The organism is Blattabacterium cuenoti (assembly GCF_014251595.1).
Lineage (GTDB): Bacteria > Bacteroidota > Bacteroidia > Flavobacteriales > Blattabacteriaceae > Blattabacterium > Blattabacterium cuenoti_Q.
The window spans coordinates 87,865-109,398 of record NZ_CP059192.1 but is presented as its reverse complement, the minus strand read 5'-3'; the positions used below and the strand labels follow the sequence as shown (position 1 = coordinate 109,398).

21 protein-coding genes and 1 tRNA gene are annotated in these 21,534 nt (G+C 25.3%); 6 read left to right on the top strand and 16 right to left on the bottom strand.

From position 1 onward, the window contains the following. The 5 genes from gldE to H0H66_RS00450 form a co-directional block, all read left to right on the top strand. The coding region (gene gldE, locus H0H66_RS00470; protein ID WP_185858039.1) for a gliding motility-associated protein GldE at positions 1–1,209 on the top strand (1,209 nt) is incomplete at its 5' end. A 48-nt stretch (positions 1,210–1,257) separates the two neighbouring features. After that, positions 1,258–1,872, top strand: coding sequence for a tetratricopeptide repeat protein (locus H0H66_RS00465; protein WP_185858038.1), 615 nt, complete (start codon positions 1,258–1,260; stop codon positions 1,870–1,872). A 13-nt stretch (positions 1,873–1,885) separates the two neighbouring features. Further along, the gene (ribH, locus tag H0H66_RS00460; protein WP_185858037.1) at positions 1,886–2,368 is read left to right on the top strand and encodes a 6,7-dimethyl-8-ribityllumazine synthase; all 483 of its coding nucleotides are present in this window, start codon (positions 1,886–1,888) and stop codon (positions 2,366–2,368) included. Next, complete coding sequence (mutL, locus tag H0H66_RS00455) at positions 2,365–4,089, top strand: DNA mismatch repair endonuclease MutL (protein ID WP_185858036.1); 1,725 nt, start codon at positions 2,365–2,367, stop codon at positions 4,087–4,089. Before ribH ends, mutL begins: the two co-directional genes overlap by 4 nt. A gap of 3 nt (positions 4,090–4,092) precedes the next feature. Beyond that, the gene (locus tag H0H66_RS00450; protein ID WP_185858035.1) at positions 4,093–4,797 is read left to right on the top strand and encodes a rhomboid family intramembrane serine protease; all 705 of its coding nucleotides are present in this window, start codon (positions 4,093–4,095) and stop codon (positions 4,795–4,797) included. A 13-nt stretch (positions 4,798–4,810) separates the two neighbouring features. Here H0H66_RS00450 and lepB read toward each other — a convergent pair whose 3' ends face one another. Then, positions 4,811–6,280: a signal peptidase I gene (lepB, locus tag H0H66_RS00445; protein WP_185858034.1), complete on the bottom strand. Its 1,470-nt coding sequence runs from the start codon at positions 6,278–6,280 to the stop codon at positions 4,811–4,813. Positions 6,281–6,291: 11 nt separating this feature from the next. After that, a complete protein-coding gene (gene dapB / locus H0H66_RS00440) occupies positions 6,292–7,017 on the bottom strand; it encodes a 4-hydroxy-tetrahydrodipicolinate reductase (RefSeq protein ID WP_185858033.1) in 726 nt (241 codons plus the stop codon). Between the two features lie 97 nt (positions 7,018–7,114). Between dapB and H0H66_RS00435 the strand changes: the two genes are divergently transcribed. Continuing rightward, positions 7,115–7,199 (top strand) — tRNA-Leu (locus tag H0H66_RS00435). A gap of 15 nt (positions 7,200–7,214) precedes the next feature. Here H0H66_RS00435 and ilvA read toward each other — a convergent pair. From ilvA to atpE, 14 genes are all read right to left on the bottom strand, one after another. Further along, complete coding sequence (gene ilvA / locus H0H66_RS00430; protein WP_185858032.1) at positions 7,215–8,480, bottom strand: threonine ammonia-lyase; 1,266 nt, start codon at positions 8,478–8,480, stop codon at positions 7,215–7,217. Between the two features lie 25 nt (positions 8,481–8,505). Continuing rightward, complete coding sequence (ilvC, locus tag H0H66_RS00425; RefSeq protein ID WP_185858031.1) at positions 8,506–9,558, bottom strand: ketol-acid reductoisomerase; 1,053 nt, start codon at positions 9,556–9,558, stop codon at positions 8,506–8,508. 24 nt (positions 9,559–9,582) lie between these two features. Beyond that, a complete protein-coding gene (locus H0H66_RS00420) occupies positions 9,583–9,885 on the bottom strand; it encodes an acetolactate synthase (protein WP_185858030.1) in 303 nt (100 codons plus the stop codon). Between the two features lie 25 nt (positions 9,886–9,910). Further along, a complete protein-coding gene (ilvB, locus tag H0H66_RS00415) occupies positions 9,911–11,605 on the bottom strand; it encodes a biosynthetic-type acetolactate synthase large subunit (RefSeq protein WP_185858029.1) in 1,695 nt (564 codons plus the stop codon). Between the two features lie 6 nt (positions 11,606–11,611). Next, complete coding sequence (gene ilvD / locus H0H66_RS00410; protein WP_185858028.1) at positions 11,612–13,297, bottom strand: dihydroxy-acid dehydratase; 1,686 nt, start codon at positions 13,295–13,297, stop codon at positions 11,612–11,614. A gap of 329 nt (positions 13,298–13,626) precedes the next feature. After that, positions 13,627–14,832, bottom strand: a complete 1,206-nt coding sequence (gene mnmA, locus H0H66_RS00405; RefSeq protein ID WP_185858027.1) for a tRNA 2-thiouridine(34) synthase MnmA — start codon at positions 14,830–14,832, stop codon at positions 13,627–13,629. 63 nt (positions 14,833–14,895) lie between these two features. After that, positions 14,896–16,014 carry a molecular chaperone DnaJ gene (gene dnaJ, locus H0H66_RS00400; RefSeq protein WP_185858026.1) on the bottom strand — a complete coding sequence of 373 codons (1,119 nt, stop codon included), beginning with the start codon at positions 16,012–16,014 and terminating at the stop codon, positions 14,896–14,898. A gap of 18 nt (positions 16,015–16,032) precedes the next feature. After that, complete coding sequence (locus H0H66_RS00395; protein WP_185858025.1) at positions 16,033–16,566, bottom strand: nucleotide exchange factor GrpE; 534 nt, start codon at positions 16,564–16,566, stop codon at positions 16,033–16,035. A 92-nt stretch (positions 16,567–16,658) separates the two neighbouring features. After that, complete coding sequence (gene trpS, locus H0H66_RS00390; protein WP_185858024.1) at positions 16,659–17,660, bottom strand: tryptophan--tRNA ligase; 1,002 nt, start codon at positions 17,658–17,660, stop codon at positions 16,659–16,661. Between the two features lie 69 nt (positions 17,661–17,729). Continuing rightward, positions 17,730–18,602: an ATP synthase F1 subunit gamma gene (atpG, locus tag H0H66_RS00385; RefSeq protein ID WP_185858023.1), complete on the bottom strand. Its 873-nt coding sequence runs from the start codon at positions 18,600–18,602 to the stop codon at positions 17,730–17,732. Positions 18,603–18,611: 9 nt separating this feature from the next. After that, a complete protein-coding gene (gene atpA, locus H0H66_RS00380; RefSeq protein ID WP_185858022.1) occupies positions 18,612–20,195 on the bottom strand; it encodes a F0F1 ATP synthase subunit alpha in 1,584 nt (527 codons plus the stop codon). Between the two features lie 20 nt (positions 20,196–20,215). After that, entirely contained in the window at positions 20,216–20,776 is a 561-nt protein-coding gene (atpH, locus tag H0H66_RS00375) for an ATP synthase F1 subunit delta (RefSeq protein ID WP_185858021.1), read from the bottom strand. Positions 20,777–20,800: 24 nt separating this feature from the next. Continuing rightward, positions 20,801–21,289, bottom strand: a complete 489-nt coding sequence (gene atpF, locus H0H66_RS00370; RefSeq protein ID WP_185858020.1) for a F0F1 ATP synthase subunit B — start codon at positions 21,287–21,289, stop codon at positions 20,801–20,803. A gap of 7 nt (positions 21,290–21,296) precedes the next feature. Beyond that, complete coding sequence (gene atpE / locus H0H66_RS00365; RefSeq protein WP_014726400.1) at positions 21,297–21,524, bottom strand: ATP synthase F0 subunit C; 228 nt, start codon at positions 21,522–21,524, stop codon at positions 21,297–21,299. Positions 21,525–21,534 lie beyond the last annotated feature (10 nt).

The following is a 21,534-nucleotide window of genomic DNA, read 5'->3' as shown; positions in this document are numbered from 1 at the left end:
ATTAAAAAAAAAACCCTCGATAGAGAAAGAAAAAAAAAATCATCCAAAGGAAATATTGTATTTCAAATTTTAAGAGAGAAAAAAAAATTATTAGCAACAATATTAATATCTAATAATTTTTCTAATATTGGAATTGTTATATTAAGTTCTTATTTAATTGCAGAATTTTTAGAAAATAAATATTTAGTTATTTATAAAAAATTTCATATTCCTATCAATTTTATTTTAGAAGTTGGAGTTCTTACTTTTATTTTACTTTTATTTGGAGAAATAATACCTAAAATATATGCTAGTAAAAATAATTTTCGTTTTGCTATTTTTATGGCAAAACCTTTAATGATCCTAAGTAAAATATTGGATCCGATTAGCAAAATTATAATTTTTATTTCAAAAGCTATAGAAAAAAAAGTAATCAAAAAAAAGCATATGATTTCTGTTGACCAGCTTTCAAAAGCTTTAAAAATTACATCTTCAAATACCAAAAATATTCAAGAACGTAAATTTTTACAAAGAATTGTTGATTTTGGAAATACAGAAATACATCAGATTATGACTCCAAGGATAGATATGTTTGCTTTAAATAGCAATAAAAATTTTTATGATGTATTAAAATTAGTTCGTTATCAAGGATACTCTCGTATTCCTGTTTATAAAAATAGTATTGATGATATAGAAGGAGTTCTTTTCGCCAAAGATCTTCTTCCATTTATTTATGAAAAAAATTTTCAATGGAAAAAACTCATTCATACTCCTTTCTTTGTTCCAGAAAAAAAAAAGATTGATGATCTTTTAAGTGATTTTAAAAAAAAGAAAATACATTTAGCTATTGTGGTCGATGAATATGGAGGAACATGTGGATTAGTAACTCTTGAAGATGTGATTGAAGAAATAGTAGGAGATATTATTGATGAATTTGATGAAGAAGATATGTCTTATTCTAAATTAAACCAAAATAATTATTTATTTGATGGAAAAACATCTTTAATTAATTTTTATCGAATTATGGATATTGAGGAGGGAGAAGAAGTTTTTTTTGAAAATCGAAAAGGGGAGGCAGATACTTTAGGAGGATTTATTATGGAAATAAATAAAGAATTTCCTCAAAAAAAACAAAAAATAAATTTTATTAATTATTCTTTTATTATAAAGAGCATTGATAACAAAAGGATAAAAACTGTAGAGGTCATTAGAAAAAATGAATTAAAATGAAAAAAATTAAATTATATTTATTTCAATTCAATAAATAAGTGTCATAACATGAAAAAAAATACAATTTTTTTTTCAATTATATTGATGATAATCATAGTAACTGTAACATATATTTGTTTAAATAAATTTTTTTTTAATCCATTAGAAGAAAAAGCGATGAAAGAATTGAGTTACGCTCAACAATATCTTTCTAAAGGAAATATAGATAAAGCCTTAAATAGAAAAAATGTTAAAATTAATTATTTAGGATTTTCAGGTATAGCGTCTAAATTTCCTTTTACTAAAGCAGGAAACATTTCTAAGTTTTATGCAGGAATTTGCTATTATAAATTGGGATATTACAAAGAATCTATCAAAATGATGAAAAATTTTTCAGCAAAAGATGAAATTTTATCTTCTATCAAATACGGAATTATAGGTGATGCTTTTATTCAAATAAAAAATCAAAAAGAAGCTTTAAAAAATTACATATTTGCAGCAAGTATAAGAGAAAATGAAATTACAACTCCTCTTTATTACTACAAAGCTGCATTATTAAATTTTTATATGAAAAAGTATAAAGATTCTAAATATTTTTTTAAAAAAATAGAAAAAAAATATCCCTTTTTTTTATATAAAGAAAATGTTGAAAAATATTTAATGTTTATTGAAAATAAGTTATAAATTATGTTTATATATGAAGACCAATCCTATTTATTTATTAAATAAAAAAGAAATAAAAAACGCCAATTTAAAATTGGCTATTATAGTTTCTTTATGGAACAAAGAAATTACAAGTAGATTATATAAAGGAGCTTATGAAACTTTAATTCGATTAGGAGTATTAAAAGAAAAAATTAAAACTTGGGAAGTTCCTGGAAGTTTTGAATTAATTTATTCTTCTAAAAAAATAGCTCATTGTTACAACTTTGATTCAATCATTACAATAGGATCTTTAATACAAGGAGAAACTCCTCATTTTGAATACTTATGTCAAGCTATTTCGCATGGAATTAAAGATATTAATATCAAATATGATGTTCCTGTCATATTTTGTGTTCTATCTGATAGAAATCAACAACAATCTTTTGATAGATCAGGCGGTAAAAATGGAAATAAGGGGATAGAATGTGCTAAAACAGCTATATATATGTCTTTGTTTAGAAAATTTTTGAAATGAAAAATATTATTCAATTTTTACCTGAAAAAATCATTCAACAAATAGCTGCAGGAGAGGTAATTCAACGTCCTTCTTCTGTTTTAAGAGAACTTTTGGAAAATGCAATAGACGCAAATGCAAAAAAAATTGATGTTTTTATCAAAGACTCAGGTAAAACATTGATTCAATTAATAGATGATGGAATCGGAATGAGTATTGATGATGCTAAGATGAGCATTCAAAGACATGCAACTTCTAAAGTTAAAACAACGGATGATGTTTTTAAAATTAAAACAAAAGGATTTAGAGGTGAAGCTTTAGCTTCTATAGCATTTGTTTCTCAATTGGAAATACAAACTAAAAATAAAGAAAATGTAGCAGGAATACATCTTTTTATAGAAGAAGGAAAAATAAAAAAACAAGTACCTTTAAATATGCTTAAAGGAACAAGAATTTCTGTAAAAAACATTTTTTATAAACTTCCTGTCAGAAGACAATTTTTAAAATCTTCAAGAGTAGAATTTCAACATGTTATTTATGAATTCTATAAAATTATTTTAGCACATAGAAATATAACATATCGTTTTTATCATAATAATAAAATTATTTTTTATTTTAAAAAAGCTTCTTTAATAGAAAGAATTAAAGAAATTTTTAAAAATGAAAAAAAAATTTTAGTTCCAATTTTTATAAAAAAAAATAAAATTCTTGTAGAAGGATTTGTTAGCGTTCCAGATACTTCTGTAAAAAAAGGAAATCAATTCATATTGGTTAATCAACGTTGTGTTACACATTTTTTTTTACATAAAAAAATTATTCATGCTTATAATGGCTTTTTAAAAGATTTTAAAACAGCGTCTTATTTTATTTTTATTTTTATAGATTATAGTTTAGTAAATTGGAATATACATCCCACAAAAAAAGAAGTAAAATTAGAAGAAGAAGAAATGATTGGTGAAATGATTCAACAAGAAATCAAAAATATTCTATTTTATCAATATAAGGTTAAAGAGAAAGAATTAAAAAATGATAAGTTTTTATTATCTTATAAATTACTTAAAAAAGATTGTTTATTCAACCATGATAAAGATAAAGTCATTCAACTAGAAAATTTAGAAAATTCATTTCATAAAATAAATGACTATAATTCTGATGTATTTAGAAAAAATTTTCAATTTATGAATGAGTTATCTTATTATGTTTATCATAAAAGGAAGATCGAAACTCTACAAATTGATAATAAATACATAATTTTTGTATTGAATAATAAATATATGATATTGGTTGATCAACATAGAGCTCATCAAAATATATTATTTGAATTTTTTTTAAAAAATAAAACTTTCATAAGTCAACAATTTTTTTTTCCTATAAAAGTTAGACTTTTGAAAAAAGAATACGTTTCTTTGAATAATATAAAAAACGATTTAATTAATTTTGGGTTTCATTTATATATTTGTGATGAATCAGTTTATTTGTATTCCGTCCCTGAAAATATACAAAAAAACATGTTGGTTGAAATTATTCAAAATATTATAACATATAATTTTATTCAAGGAGAAAAAAACAATAAAAAAAAACTTATTCAAATTATATCTAAATCCGGATCTATAAAATCCGGAACAAAGTTATATCCTGAAAAAATGGAATGTATAATTAAAGATTTATTTTCCTGTCATAATCCAAGTTATACGAATTCAGGAGATCCCATATTTTTTGTTTTAAGCAAAAATTTTTTTTAAAAAGTGAATTTTTACACAAATTTCAATTCAGATGCTGTCAAACATTTAATTAGTATTAATATACTTGTGTATACAGCTACTTTTGTTTTTTCACAATATAAAATAGAAAGCGTTCTTTCTTTATATCATCCTTTAGATGAACGATTTGAATTATATCAAATTTTGACTCATATGTTTGTACATTCTAAACGTCTTTTTTTGCATATAATTTTTAATATGTTGGCTTTATTTATGTTTGGAGGACAGATAGAAACTTTTTTAGGAGTCAAAAAATTTATAATTATATATTTTTTATCAGGTATTTTAGCTGCACTATTCCAAATCATTTTTAATACTAGTGTTTTATATTACTTAGTTCAAACTTTTGATTTTTCACAAGCTAAAAGAACATTGGATTATTTAAATGAAGAACAAAAAATAAATCTTTATAGTTCTATGTATTCTCCTATGATGGGGGCATCTGGAGCCGTAAGTGGTATAGTAGGAGCTTTTGCTAAATTTTTTCCTGAACATAAAATTTTCATTTTACCTTTTCCTTTTCCAGTAGCAGTTAGGAAAGCTATGATTATTTTTATTTTTGGAAGTTTGATTTCAGCTATTTTTAATTTAGCACCTGGAGTTGCTCATTTTGCCCATATTGGAGGTCTTTTATCTGGTTATTTTATAGTAAGTTTTATGATAAAAAATGAAAAAAAAATTTTTTATTGAGTTGTAATTTTTTTTATTTTTTTTTAAATAAGAAAAAAAACGAATATACAAATGAAAATAAAAAAAATAAAGATAAATAAGAGTGTTTTCCTTCTATTGTTCTCATAATACGATCCCATCGAAATTTCCACATAAATATATTTAAAGGATTTTCTCTATCCCAATCAATACTCATCCATATGAATATAGGTTTCCCTACTATATGATCTTCGGGAACAAAACCCCAATAACGAGAATCAGATGAATTATGCCTATTATCTCCCATCATGAAATAATAATTATTTTTTATTTTCAAATATTTTTTTGAAATGAGATCTAATTTTTTAACTTTTTCATAAGTTAAAATTTCGTTATAAATATGAATATTTTTGGAACTTAACTTAATAAGTTCCCCTTTTTTAGGAACATGTAATGGGCCAAAAAAATCTCTATTCCAATTAGAATGATTAGGAAATATATAATGTTCCTTGAAATGAATAGGAAGAATATCCTTTTTTATAAAAACTATATTTTCAAATAAATTTTGTACTTGAGATGCTTTTTTTTCGTTTAACATAATTTGATAAAAATATTCATCATTTTTTTCTCCAAAAAATTCAATATCTTCAATATCCATTTGATTTTTTAGATATTCTATGTTTAAAGGAATATTTTCCGTTTTAATAAAATAAGCATATTGCTTTTCCGAAAAAAATTTTTCTTTTTTATAATTAACAAACAAAATACCTTTTCTAATTAAAATTAAATCTCCTGGTAATCCAACACAACGTTTAATATAATGATCTTTTCGATCTATTATTTTATGATTAGAATCTTTAGGAAAATTAAAAACAACTATATCATTTCTTTGTACAGATTGTATTGGAGTAAAACGAAAATAAGGCCATTGAAAAATAGAAATGTAAGATTTTATATTTCCAAAAATATTATTATGTGTAAAAGGGATTGATATAGGGGACATAGGCATACGTAATCCATAATGAACTTTACTAACCAATATAAAATCTCCCACCAATAAAGTTCTTTCCATAGAAGAAGTAGGGATTACGAAAGGTTGAACTATATAAGTATGAGTGATAAAAGATAAAATAACAGCTAATAAAATTCCTATATGATCTTCTTTTTTTTTTATATTTTCTATTTTTAAAAATTGAATTTTTTTAAAAAAATTGATATAATAAATATATAAACCTGCAGATAAAAAAAATAAAAGAAGATTCACCTTCGTTTTTTTTAAAAAAGTATAAATTAAATCCATCCATAAAATAAAAATCAATATTGTGCTAGTTAACGGAATCAATAACAGAAAAATCCACCATATAGATCTTTTATAAATTCTTAAAAGAATAAAAATATTATATATGGGAATAAAAATTTTCCAAGATTTTATTCCTAATTTTTTATAAAAATTCCATGTTCCTAAAATATGAATAACATGTTCAAGAAATAAAAAAATACTGTTAAAAATAAAATATTGATGCATGAAAAGAATGTTTATATTTCTAAAACCTCTTTCATAGAAAAAATACCTTTTTTATGTTGTATCCATTCTGCGGCAATCACAGCACCTAAAGCAAATCCTTCCCTATTATGAGCTTTATGTTGAATTTTAATATCCTCTATTTTAGATTTATATTTTACAATATGTATTCCTGGTACATGATTTAATCTTTTTGATAAAATCAAAATTTGATTTTTTATTTTTTTTTTATCCATTTTATTTTCATCCAAAATCCATGTTTCTTTCATTTTATTGTTTATTATATCTTTTGCTAAAGAAACAGCAGTTCCACTAGGTTTATCTATTTTTTCTTTGTGATGAATTTCCTCTATCATCACTTCATAATCTTGAGAAGATAAATGTAATAGTTTAGATAATTTTTTATTGATTTCAAAAAAAATATTCATTCCAATACTAAAATTAGAAGAATACAAAAAAGATCCATTTTTATCTTTACATATTTTTTGAATAATTTCAAATTTTTCTAACCACCCTGTAGTTCCACATACTATAGGAATATTATTTTCTATACAAATTTTTATATTGTTAAATGCAGAATGTGGTTGACTAAATTCTATTGCTACATCTGAATTTGAATTATTCAATAAATGCAAAGAAGGAGTTCCATCATAACATAATGAAATTTTATGATTTCTAATTTTAGCTATTTTTTCTATAGTTTTTCCCATTTTTCCATATCCTATTATCGCTATATTCATATATTATTTTATTTGACTTGAACAGAATTCCATTCAAATATAGTTTATATTTATTTTTGATGAAATACCAATAAATTCTATATTTGATAAAATAAAAGCCCACGTGGTGAAAATGGTAGACACGCCACTTTGAGGGGGTGGTATCCAATTTGGATGTGCTGGTTCAAATCCAGTCGTGGGTACAAATTATTAAATTTTTATATAAGAATACGAAATAAATCTGGGTTTTTATTTAAGTATTGAAAATGAACTTTATATTTTTTCATTCTTCCTATTAAGCCAGAAAATTCGTTTTTATCTGATAATTCTATTCCTATTATTGCGGGCCCTTCTTCCTTTGAAGTTTTTTTAGAATATTCAAAATAAGCAATGTCATCTTTTGGTCCTAAAATATTGTTCACAAATTCTTTTAAAGCTCCAGTTCTTTGGGGAAATTTAACAATAAAATAATGTTTTTTTTCTTCATACAAAAGAGATCTTTCTCTGATTTCTTCTGTTCTGGTAATATCATTATTACCTCCACTTAAAATACAAACAATTGTTTTCCCTTTTATTTCATAAGAATAAAAATCTAAAGCTGCTATTGAAAGAGCTCCAGCTGGTTCTGCAATAATAGCTTCTAAATTATACAAATCTAAGATTGTTGTACAAACTTTTCCTTCTGGAACAGTTTTGATATCAAATAATGTTTGATTACATATATCAAAATTTAATTTTCCCACTTTTTTAACTGAAGCCCCATCAATAAATCTATCTATTGTTTTTAATTCAACAATTTTTCCTTTTTTTAAAGAACAACTCATAGAAGGAGCTCCTTGAGGTTCTACTCCTATAATTTTAGTTTTAGGGCTAAGTTCTTGAAAATGACTACTGACACCAGAAGCTAATCCTCCTCCACCAATGGGAATAAAAACATAATCTATATTGGAAGTATATTGTTGTAAAATCTCTAAACCAACAGTAGCTTGTCCTTCAATAATTTTAATATCATCAAAAGGATGAATAAAAATTTTTTTATTTTTTTTACAATCTTTGATTGCTTCATAACTAACGGCATCAAAAGTATCCCCAGTCAAAAGAATTTCAACATATTCTTTTCCAAACATTTTGACTCTTTCTAGTTTTTGTTTAGGAGTAGTACTTGGCATATATATTTTTCCCGATATTTTTAATATGTTACAAGAATAAGCAACTCCTTGTGCGTGATTTCCTGCACTAGCACACACAATTCCTTTTTTCAGTTCTTTATGAGATAAACTTTTGATTTTATTATAAGCTCCTCTAATTTTGTATGAACGTATAATTTGTAAATCTTCTCTTTTTAGAAAAACATTAGCTTTATATTTTTCTGATAGAAGAGAATTTTTTTGTAATGGAGTTTCATAAATGATATCTTTTAAGATATTTTTAGCTTTAATTATTTCTTGATAAGAAGGAAAATATCCTTTGAACTTATTTTTCAATCTTTTTTAAATAAAAATGAGTGACTTAATTTGAATCTTTTTTTTCTGGTCTAAGATTACGAATTTGGGATCCTACTTTCCATAATTCACTTTTTCTAAGATTTTGTAATTCTTTTTGTAATTGTTCCCTATAATTTAGATCACTGTTAACTTTAATGATTCTTTTTGCTTCATTTCCAGATGATACTTCATGGTATAATTCTTGAAAAATTGGAAGAGTCGCATCTCTAAATTTTATCCACCAATCTAAAGCTCCTCTTTGCGCAGTAGTAGAACAATTTGAATACATCCAATCCATTCCATTTTCCGATACTAGAGGCATCAAACTTTGAGTTAATTCTTCTACAGTTTCGTTAAAAGATTCTGAAGGAGAATGACCTTTTTCTCTTAACATTTGATATTGTGCGGCAAAAATTCCTTGTATCGCTCCCATCAAAGTCCCTCTTTCTCCTACTAAATCCGAGTATACTTCATTTTTAAAATTTGTTTCAAATAAATATCCAGATCCTATTCCAATTCCAATTGATAAAGTTTTATTTAAACTATTACCACTATAATCCTGATAAATAGCATAACTTGAATTGATCCCTTTTCCTTGTTTAAAAAGTCTTCTTAAACTGGTTCCAGATCCTTTGGGAGCTACTAAAAAAACGTCTATATTTTTAGAGGGATATATTTTTGTCTGATCACAAAAAGTTAATCCAAATCCATGTGAAAAATATAAAGATTTTCCTTCTGTTAAATATTTTTTAAGAATAGGCCAAAACGAAATTTGACCCGCATCTGATAATAAATACATAAGTATAGTTCCTTTTTCAGAGGCTTCTTCCAAAGAAAAAAGATTTTTACCTTCTATCCAACCATCTTTTAATGCTTTTTCCCAAGAAAAAGAATGTTTTCTTTGTCCTACTATCACTTGAAATCCATTATCTCTTAAATTAAGAGATTGTCCAGGGCCTTGAACTCCATAACCTAAGACCGAAATAGTTTCTTCCTTCAAAATATCTCTCGCTTTAAATAATGGAAATTCATCTCTTGTAATAATAGTTTCTTCTACAGATCCAAATTTAATTTTCATAATTTTTATTTAAATTTAAGTAAGTTAATATGTTGTAGCTAGTGGTAAATTCATTTTTTTACATGAAGTATGTCTTGAATTTTGATTTTCTAGTTTATAATAATAAACATGAATAATTCCAATTAGTTTTTCAATAAATTTTTTGATTTTAAATAATTGTTCTTCTTTACATTCTAAGTCAATATGAATATTATTTATATTTTCATTATTATTAGATACATTAATATGACTGGTTTTTAAATTTCTTCGATTTAATATAATAAGGATTCTACTCAACAATCTTATTTCTTTTTCTCCTAAAATTATTATTCTGAATTGATTCTTCATAGTGTTTTATTTTTTTTGTCATTAATTATGTTAAGCGAATTTCATCTACAGCTGCTCCTGTAGGAATCATAGGAAAAACATTATCTTCTTTTTCTATTACAACTTCTAATAAAAAAGCTTTTTTATGATTTAATGCTTTTTTAATTGAATTTTCTAATTCTTCTCTTTTAATCACTTTTTTTGCTTTTATATTGTAAGCATTGGATAATTTTATAAAATTTGGATTCACTAATTCTGTACAGGAATAACGTTTGTCAAAAAAAAGTTCTTGCCACTGACGTACCATTCCTAAAAAATTATTGTTTAATAGTATAATCTTAATAGAAATTTGATTTTGTAAAATTGTTCCCATTTCTTGTATTGTCATTTGAATCCCCCCATCTCCTACGACACAAATAACTTGTCTATTTTTAGCACCTAATTGGGCTCCTATAGAAGCTGGTAAAGCGAAACCCATAGTTCCCAAACCTCCAGAAGTTATCTGACTTTTTGTGCAAGTAAAATTAAAATATCTTGAAGCTATCATTTGATGTTGTCCCACATCCGTGACAAGAATTGCATTCTTTTTCTTGTATTGGTTAATCCATTTAATCACTTCACCCATAGTTATTCCCTTTTTTTTTGGATTTAAATCACCTTGTATGACTAAAGCTTTTTCTTTTTTTTTAAGATGAAAAAATTTATCAATCCATTCTTGATGAACGGATTTGTTAACATAAAAAATTAATTTTTTTAAAGATATTTTACAATCTCCTAAAATTGGGACATGACATAAAATATTTTTATTGATTTCGGAAGAATCTATTTCTAAATGAATAATTTTAGCTTGTTTAGCATATTTTTTAATATCTCCAGTTACACGATCATCAAATCGCATCCCTATCGCAATGAGAATATCACATTGATTAGTTAAAACATTAGGAGCGTAATTTCCATGCATTCCTAACATTCCAACATATAAACGATGATTAGTTTTTAACGCTCCTAATCCTAATAAAGTACTAGCTACTGGAATTCCAGTTTTTTCAACAAATTCTTTAAATTCTTTTTCTGCTTCAGCTAAAATTATTCCTTGACCGACAAGAATCAAAGGTTTTTCAGATGAATTTATTAGATTTGCAGCTTCTATTATTCTTTGGTCTTCTATACAAGGATATGGATTAAAATTTTTTATATATTTACAACGTGTATAATGAAATATAGTTTTTTGAAATTGAGCATCTTTAGTGATGTCAATTAATACAGGTCCAGGTCTCCCTTTTTTAGCTATAAAAAATCCTTTTTGAATTGATTCACAAATATCTTTAGCTTTTAAAACTTGAATATTCCATTTAGTGACAGGAATCGAAATATCAATAATATTTGTTTCTTGAAAAGCATCAGTTCCTAATAAATGAGATGTGACTTGTCCAGTAATACAAACAATAGGAGTACTATCAATAAAAGCATCTGCCAATCCAGTAATTAAATTAGTAGCCCCTGGTCCTGAGGTAGTAAAACATACACCAATTTTTCCAGTTGCTCGAGCATATCCTTGTGCGGCATGAATCGATCCTTGTTCATGACGCATAAGAATATGCGAAATAGAATTTAAGTAATCATGCAAAGAATTATATATGGGCATAATTGCTCCGCCTGGGTATCCAAATATATATTCGACTTTTTCATATAGAAGTGCTTTTATTACAATTTCTGAACCCGATAATAACTTTTTTTCCATATACAACTAAAATTGATCTGTAATACATCCTTCAGAAGCTGTAGATACCATTTTTGTATATTTATATAAATATCCTTTTTTGACTTTTAATATAGGAGGAGTCCATAATTTCCTTCTTTTTTGTATTTCTTCATCCTTTATTTCAAGAGTAATCGTGTTATTTTCCGTATCTATTTTAATAAAATCATCATTTTTGACTAAAGCGATTAATCCTCCCAATTGTGCTTCGGGAGTAATATGTCCGACAACAAACCCATGTGATCCTCCTGAAAATCTACCATCTGTAATAAGAGCTACTTGTTTTCCTAATCCAGAACCCATTATGTATGATGTAGGTTTTAACATTTCTGGCATTCCTGGGCCTCCAATTGGACCAACATATCGAATAACAATGACTACCCCAGGAAGAATTTTATTGTTCAAAATTGCTTGATTTGCTTCTTCTTCTGAATTAAAAACATTAGCTTTTCCTCTAAAAATTGTTCCTTCTTTTCCCGTAATTTTAGCTATAGCTCCTTCTGGAGATAAATTTCCATACAAAATTCTAATATGTCCGTTTTTTTTGATGGGATTATTTAAAGAATGAATAATTTTTTGATTAAAAGTTATGTTAGGAATCTTTTTCATGTTTTCAGATAACGTATTTCCAGTAACGGTTAAACAATCTCCAGACAATACCCCTTCATTTAATAAATATTTTATAATTACGGGCATTCCTCCTATATACATATGAATATCTTCCATTAAAAAAATTCCACTGGGTTTTAGATTTCCAATAAGAGGGACTTGATTACTAATTTTTTGAAAATCTTTCAAAGAAAAATCAATATTGGCTGATTTAGCAATAGCTAAAAAATGTAAAACTAAATTAGTTGATCCACCTAAAGACATAGCGAGTTTAACTCCATTTTCAATAGAAGTTTTTGTGACGATATCTTTAGGTTTGATTCCTTTTTTTAAAAGATTTTTAATATATATAGAAACTTCTTCACATTCTATTTTTTTATTTTCACTTGTTGAAGGAGAAGAGGATGAATAAGGAAGCATCATTCCCATAGCTTCGAAAGCAGAAGACATTGTATTTGCAGTATACATTCCTCCACAAGCTCCTGGTCCTGGACAAGAATTTTTTATAATATTTTTGTATTCTTTTTCAGTAATTTGACCTGTATTTTTTTTTCCTAAAGCTTCAAAAGAAGAGACTACATCTAATTTTTTTCCATTGTAATAACCGGAAGAAATACTTCCTCCATATACAATTATGGATGGTCTGTTCAATCTTAGCAAAGCCATCATAACTCCTGGTATATTTTTATCACATCCAGGTATTGCTATGACTCCATCATAATAATGAGAATTCACTACAGTTTCTATACTATCTGCGATTAATTCTCTAGAAGGAAGTGAATATCTCATACCTGATGTCCCCATAGTAATACCATCACTCACTCCAATAGTAGTAAATTGAAATCCTACTAAATTTTTAGATGTAACCGACTCTTTTATTTTTTGAGACATTTTATTTAAATGCATGTTACAAGGATTTCCTTCATACCAATTGCTAACTATTCCTATTTGTGCTTTACAAAAATCTAACTCTTTCATTCCTACGGCGTATAACATAGCATGTGCTGCCGGTAAATTAGATTCTTTCGTTATTTTTGCACTAAAATTGTTAATTCTTTTTTTCATGAAAAATTTGAAATATTTTAATAAATCAAAAAGCCCTACTGAGTCATCAAGTAGGGATAAAAAAAAACACCGAACTTGAATAGTTTTATCGTAAAACTATACAAACTTTTAAATTATATAATATGCAAAAATATGAAAAAAATAGATTATATAAAAGCAGTTTTTATGTATTTATTTTTATAATATTATCATTATTTGATTTATTAATGAATATATTGTAAAGTTTTCAATGAGTAATTACTTGAATAACCTATTTTTGAGTTTTTATCAAAAAAAATCATTTTTTTTAAAAAAAATATAAAAACAAAAAATTATATTTTAAAATATATTTAATTTTTATAAAAAAAATATAAAATAATAGAAATGATTCCTGATCCTATTAATTCTTGTCCAAGATACCAAACAGCAAATTGTCCTTCCGTAATAGCACATTGCATATGATCAAATTCGATAAACATTCCTTTTCTTATTTTATATAATTTTGATTTTTGTAATGGTTGTCTATAACGAACTCTACAAAATACATTCATTTTTTCACCTGCAGAAAGCATAAGATCTTCCCGTATCCAATGAATATTATTCTCCTGAATAAATAAAGATTTTCTATACAATCCTGGATGTTTTTTTCCCATACCTGTATAAACGATGTTTTTTTTTACATCGGTATCTATAACAAAAAGAGCTTCTTTATAACCTCCTAATGCTAATCCTTTACGTTGTCCTTTAGTAAAATAAGATGCCCCTTGATGATATCCAATTATTTTTCCATCTGATTTTTTGTATTTCTTTTTTTTTGATAGAAAAAATAATTCTTCTTCTTTAGAAAGAAAGAATTTTTTTTCTTTATATATTGAGGCATTAGAATTAATAAAAATTATTTCTCCCTTTTTTGGAGTAATTTTTTTTCTAAGAAAATTAGGTAAATGAATTTTACCTACAAAACATAAACCTTGAGAATCTTTTTTAGAAGCATTCCACAATTTATGTATTTCTGCTATTTTTCTCACTTTATTTTTTGTCAACAAACCTAATGGAAATAAAGATTTTTCCAATTGATATTGCGTTAATTGACATAAAAAATATGATTGATCTTTATTAAGATCTTTTCCTGTTAAAAGACGATAAATTGTTTTTCTATTTTTTACAATTTTTTCTTTATTTACATAATGCCCTGTAGCAATAAAATTTGCTCCTAAATCAAGGGCTTTTTTCAAAAAAATGTTAAATTTTATTTTTTTATTACACAAAATATCTGGGTTAGGAGTTTTTCCTGATTTATACTCCTTGAACATGTAGTTTATGACATATTTTTTGTATTCATTTTTCATTTCAATTACTTGAAAAGGGATATCCAATTGTTTGGATACTAACAGAGCATCAATACTGTCTTCTTTCCAAGAACATTTATTATTAGAATCTTCTTCTTCCCAATTATGCATAAATAAGCCAATGACTTCATATCCTTTTTGTTTAAGAATTAATGCAGCAACACTAGAATCAACTCCACCTGAAAGACCAACGACTACTTTTTTCATATTATTATTAGTAAAAGATTATGAATAATTGATATTTTGAATCAATAAAATAATTGGTTTTTTTTAAGAAAACATTTCTCTTACACGATCAAAAAACGATTTTTCTGAATTTCCAGGATGAGGAAGAAAATTTTCATTTTTTCTCATTTTTTCAAAAAATTTTCTTTGTTCTTCATTAATTTTTTTTGGAGTCCAAACATTAACATGAATTAGAAGACTTCCATATCCATATCCTTCAAGATTAGGTAACCCTTTGTTTTTTAATCTAAGAGTTTTGCCTGATTGTGTTCCTGGATCTATTTTTATTCTAGCTTTTCCATTAATAGTAGGAACTTCTTTAAAAGAACCTAATATTGCATCTGGAAATGATATATATAAATCATAATGAAGATTGCTTCCTTCTCTTTTTAATTTAGTATGAGGAATTTCCTCAATTAATACGATTAAATCTCCAGGAATTCCTCCAAATGGAGCTTCATTTCCTTTTTCAGAAACTTTTAATTGAATTCCTTCTGTCAGACCTGCGGGGATTTTAATACTTACTAATTCTTCTTCTTTAATTAATCCATGTTTATTAGCTCCATAAGGAATATTTTCAATAATTTTTCCAGTTCCATAACATGATCCACATTGAGAAGTTGTTTGCATTCTTCCTAAAATCGTATTTGTGACTCGAACGACTTGACCCGTTCCATTACAATATGAACAATTTTTAAATTGAATTCCTTTAGCGATTTTAAGTCTTTTAACTTTAACTTTTTTTTCTACCCCATTCGCTATTTCTTCTAATGAAAGTTTTACTCTAATTCTTAAATCACTTCCTTTAATGGTTTTATGTTTATCGGATCTTCCGAATCCAAAGCTTGAAAAACCTTCTCCAAATGCATCGGCAAAAATATCTCCAAAGTTTGCAAAAATATCTTCCATATTCATTCCTGAACTACTTCCACTTCCTTTTATTCCAGAATGTCCAAATTTATCATAACGTTGTCTCTTTTCTGGATTACTTAAAACTTCGTAAGCTTCAGCTGCCTCTTTAAATTTTTCTTCTGCTTTCTTTTTATTATCTAAATTCTTATCTGGATGATATTTGATAGCTAGTTTCCTATAAGCTTTTTTTATTTCTTCTGTAGAAGCGTTTTTAGATACTCCTAATACTTCGTAATAATCTTTTTTCATCATGAAGATAAAAATTATGAATTATTTTCCGGTAATGACTTTAGCATGTCGTATAACTTTTTCTTTTAGAATATAGCCAGATTCTATTATTTCTATAATTTTTCCTTTTAAATTTTCTGTAATAGCTGGAATTTGTGTAATGGCTTCATGAAAATCTGTGTTAAAATCATCTCCTTTTTTTGTTTTTATTTTATTTAATCCTTTTTCTTTTAAAATATTAATAAGTTTTTCTTGTATCAAAAAAACTCCTTTTACAAGATGTTCTTCTTTATATTTTTTTAATTCTTTAATTCCTCTTTCAAAATCATCTAAAACTGGAATTAAGTCTATCAAAATTTGTTCATGAATATTTCTAAAAATGTCAAATCTTTCTTTTTGAATACGTTTTTTATAGTTTTCAAATTCTGCAAAAAGACGTAAAAATTTATCTTTTTCTTTTTCTAGTTCTTTTTTTAATGAATCATATATTTCTTCTTGATAAGAAGAAGATTTTTTATCATCTACATCATTAGATGATTTTGACTCTTTTTCAGTTTGATTTTGATTGATATCCATAATATAAAAAATATTTTCAAATTCTATGGATTAGCAAAAAATTTGCCATAAATTATAATCATGTCATAATGACATTAATTGATTTATATCAATTAAATTATAGAATTGAAATTCAAATGTTTTCTAATACAATTTAATCTTTCATCAGCTATACTTTTTGCTTTTCTAGAACCTAAAACTAAAATATGATCTAATAAAGATTTATTTTTCATAAAATAAATAAATTTTTTTCTCTCTGACGAAAATTTATGAATAATATACTCATATAATGCAATTTTTGCTTCATAATATCCATATCCTCCCTTTATATATTTTTTTTTCATAATTTCTATTTTATCCATAGGAGCTATTAAACTGTATAAATGCATAATATAATCAGTTTCAGGATTTTTTTTTTCTTCTACAGATTTATTATCTGTCCGAATACTCATAATTTGTTTTTTTAAAATTTCATCTGAAGAGAAAATATTAATATAATTTTTTTGAGATTTACTCATTTTTTTTCCATCTGTTCCTGGAACAAACATATTTTTTTTATGCAAAAAAGCATTAGGTAATATGAATAATTTTTGACCTATTTTTTTATTAAAAAAATTTGCGATACGACGAGCTATTTCTATATGTTGTAATTGATCTTTTCCGACTGGAATAATTTTTGCGTTATAAAGTAAAATATCAGCAGCCATCAAAATAGGATAAGTAAATAAACCTACACTTATTTTTCCTTTATCTATTTTTTTGTTTTCATTTTTAAAAGCATGAGCCAATGCAAGTCTTTGATATGGATAAAAACAATTGAAATACCAAGCTAACTCAGTGACAGATGATACATCTGATTGTCTATAAAATAAACAATTATCTATATTTAATCCAAAAGCTAACCATGTCGCTGCTATTTTATAAGTATTATCTTTGATTGCTTTGATTGTTTTTATATTTTCTATTTGAACCATAGAATGTAAATCTGCTATAAATATAAATGAAGAATGTTTTGTATTTTTATTAGACATGGATACAGATGGAATAATAACACTTAAAATATTACCTAAATGAGGAGTTCCTGTGCTTCTGATTCCTGTTAACATTATTTCCATAAATATTATATTTTACGTTTTTGTAAATAAATGTATAATTTGAAATAATTTATTTTATTGAAATTTTTCTTATTTTAAAGACTCTAATCCACTGATAACTTCAAGTATTTCTTTAGTAATTGTAGTTTGTCTTTCTTTATTATAATGCAATATGAGATCATGTTTAATTTTATATGCATTTTCTGTTGCTTGATGCATACATCTCATACGTGATGTGTGTTCTGCTGTAATAGATTCCCAAAAAATCTTTAAAAATTTTGCATTTAAAAATTTTGGAATTATAAAATTTAATATTTCTTTTTGAGAAGGTTCTAAAATGTGGGAAATTTCTGACGTTTTTTTGATCTCATTTCCAATGGAAATTGGAAGTAATTTTTCTATAACTACTTCTCGAAAAGAAGATTTTTTCAAATGATTGTATATTAAATAAATTGAAGAAAACTTTTTTTTTAAAAAATCTAAAATTAACTCCGACATTAAAAATTTAATTTTTTGATTCGATAAATTACTTTCAATACAATTCTTATTGTACATATTATAATATTCTTGATTTCTACATAAAAAATCAAATCCTTTTTTTCCAATAGAAAGAAACATATATTCATTATGTAAATCTTCTTTTTTTTTGAAAATATGATTAATTTTTGAGAAAATTAAAGAATTAAAAGCCCCACATAACCCTCGATCCGAAGTCAATATAATAAATAATTTTATTTTTCCTTTACTTAAAAAGTATTGATTTTCTTCAAAAATTTTTTTATCTCTTACAGACAAAAGATCTAAAAGAATTGACTCTATAAAATCCATATAGATTTTTACTTGCATAAAAAAATTTTTTGTTTTTCGTAATTTCACTATAGAAATCATTTTCATAGCTTCTGTAGTTTTTACAACTGATTCTATGGATAATATTTTTCTCTTAATTTCTTTTGGATTCGACATAATCAAAATTTAAGAAAGGTATTTATCGCTTAATTCTGAAACTACTGTTTCTAAAACATCAGATATTTTTTCGTTAAAAATACCATTTCTTAAAGCGTTTAAAATATTTTCATGTTTTTCATTTAAATAGAAAAGATATTCTTTTTCAAAATCTGAAATTTTATCAATAGGAATTTTTTGGAGTAAGTTTTTAGTTCCAGCATATATAATAGCGATTTGATCGGCTATATCATAAGTAGTATGAGAAGTTTGTTTTAATATTTCTATATTAATTTTTCCTTTTCTTAAAATATTCATAGTAGATGAATCTAATTCAGAACCAAATTTTGAAAAGGATTCGAATTCTTTAAATTGAGCTTGATCTAATTTTAAAGTTCCAGATATTTTTCTCATAGATTGAATTTGTGCGGCTCCTCCTACACGAGAAACAGATATACTTTCATTAATTGCAGGACGAATTCCAGAATGGAATAAATCTTTTTCTAAAAAAATTTGTCCATCTGTAATAGAAATTACATTAGTGGGAATGTAAGAAGATATATCTCCAGATTGAGTTTCAATAATAGGTAATGCAGTTAAAGACCCCCCTCCCTGTATTTTTTTTCTAATAGAAGATGGAATATCATTCATTTTTTCAGCCATTTTTTTGTCTTTTATAATTTTAGCTGATCGTTCTAAAAGACGAGAATGTAAATAAAAAACATCTCCTGGATAAGCTTCTCTACCAGGCGGACGTCGTAATAATAAAGATATTTCTCTGTAAGAAGCTGCTTGTTTTGAAAGATCATCATATACAATTAAAGAAGAACGACCTGTATCTCGAAAATATTCTCCTATCGCAGTTCCAGAAAAAGGAGCAAAAACTTGCATAGAAGCTGGATCTGAAGAAGTTGAAGAAACTATAATTGTATAAGACATAGCTCCTTTTTCTTGCAAAATTCTTGAAATTCTTGCTATTGTAGAACCTTTTTGACTTATAGCTACATAAATACAATAAACAGGTTTTTTTTTTGGAAAAAATCTTTTTTGATTGATAATTGTATCAATAGCTATAGTTGTTTTTCCAGTTTGTCTATCTCCAATAATTAATTCTCTTTGCCCTCTTCCTATAGGAATCATAGAATCTATAAATTTTATACCTGTTTGAAGAGGTTCTTTTACGGGTTCTCTGTAAATAACACCGGGAGCTTTTCTTTCTAAAGGCATTTCAAATAATGGCCCATCTATAGGCCCTTTCCCATCTATAGGATTACCTAATACATCGACTACACGACCTAACATATTTTCTCCGACTTTGATAGATAAAATTTTTCCAGTTCTTTTTACTATGTCTCCTTCTTTTAAATTTTTTGATGGACTAAGTAAAACGATACTGACATGATCTTCTTCAAGATTCAAAACCATACCTTTTATTCTTCCATCATGGAATTCTACTAATTCTCCATAAAAAGCAGAATTTAATCCAAAAGACCTAACAACTCCATCTCCTATTTGAACAATTACACCAAATTCGGATAATTTCGATTCAAATTGAAAATTTGATAATTCTTTTTTAAGAATTGATGATATTTCAGAATATTTTAAATCTGACATATGAAAATAAAAGATTTTTTTTAAAAATTTTGAAATGTTTTTTTTATATGAAACAACTGTTTTTGAATACTAAAATTCCATTCTTTATATTCTATACGAAATATAAAACCTCCAATAATAGATGGATCAATTTCATTAATAATATGAAATTTTTTATTATTATTATTATTTTTATTATTATTTAATATTTTTTGTACAATCATCTCTTGAATATCTTTATTTAAAGAATAAGCAGAAATAATAACAGGGGTTACAATTCCTTTTTGGTCTTTTTCGTATATTTTTTGGTATTCTAAAAGAATTTCTTTCAAAAAAGATTCTCTTTTTTTTATAATTAAAAGTTTAACAAATTGAAAAAGTAAGATATCAAAATTATAAAATATATTTTTAAATATTTTTATTTTTTTTTCACTATTTATTAAATGAGTGCATAAAATTTGACATATATATGTATTGTTATTTAATAAATCAGATGTTTTTTTTATTTTATGATAAAATATTTCACTATTTATTCTATTGATAATAGAATATTCCAAAAAAACTCTAGCATAATGTTGTATGATTTTGTTTTTTAAAAACATTTCCTATACGATTCTCTATATATATTAATAGAATTGATCGACTAATTCTTTTATAAATTTATTTTGTTTATAAACCTGATCTAATTCTTTTTTTAATATTTTTTCGGCTATTTGAACAGAAATACATCCTATTTTATTTTTGAATTTATGAAATTCAACTTCTTTTTCTATTTGAATATTTTTCTTTGTTTCTTCTATAATTTTTTTCTTTTCTTTCATTCCTTCTTCTTTAGCTTTAAATTTTATTTTTTCTTTCATTTGAATAGCTTCTTTTAATATGATATCTCTTTTTATACGAGTATCTTTCAAAATTTTATTTTTTTGATTTTCTATATATTTTAATTCTTTTTTAATTTGATCGGTTCTTTCAATAGAAATTCTAATTTTTTCTTCTCTTTGATCAATAAAATTCATGATAGGTTTCCAAGCAAATTTTGAAAGAAAAAACATGAGTATAATAAATATTATTGTTTGCCAAACAATTAATCCAATTGAAGGAGTAACTAAATCCATTTAAATTTTATTTAAATACAGCTAACAATGTTGTGACTATTCCAAATAATGCAGCACCTTCAATGAGAGCAGAAGCTATAATCATAGCATTCTGTATTTTATTTGAGGCTTCAGGCTGTCTAGCAATCGCATCCATAGCAGAACTTCCAATCTTTCCGATTCCTAATCCTGCTCCTATGACAGCAAGACCAGATCCTAAGGCGGCTAAACCAGAGTAAGTTAAATCTATATCCATATTATATCAG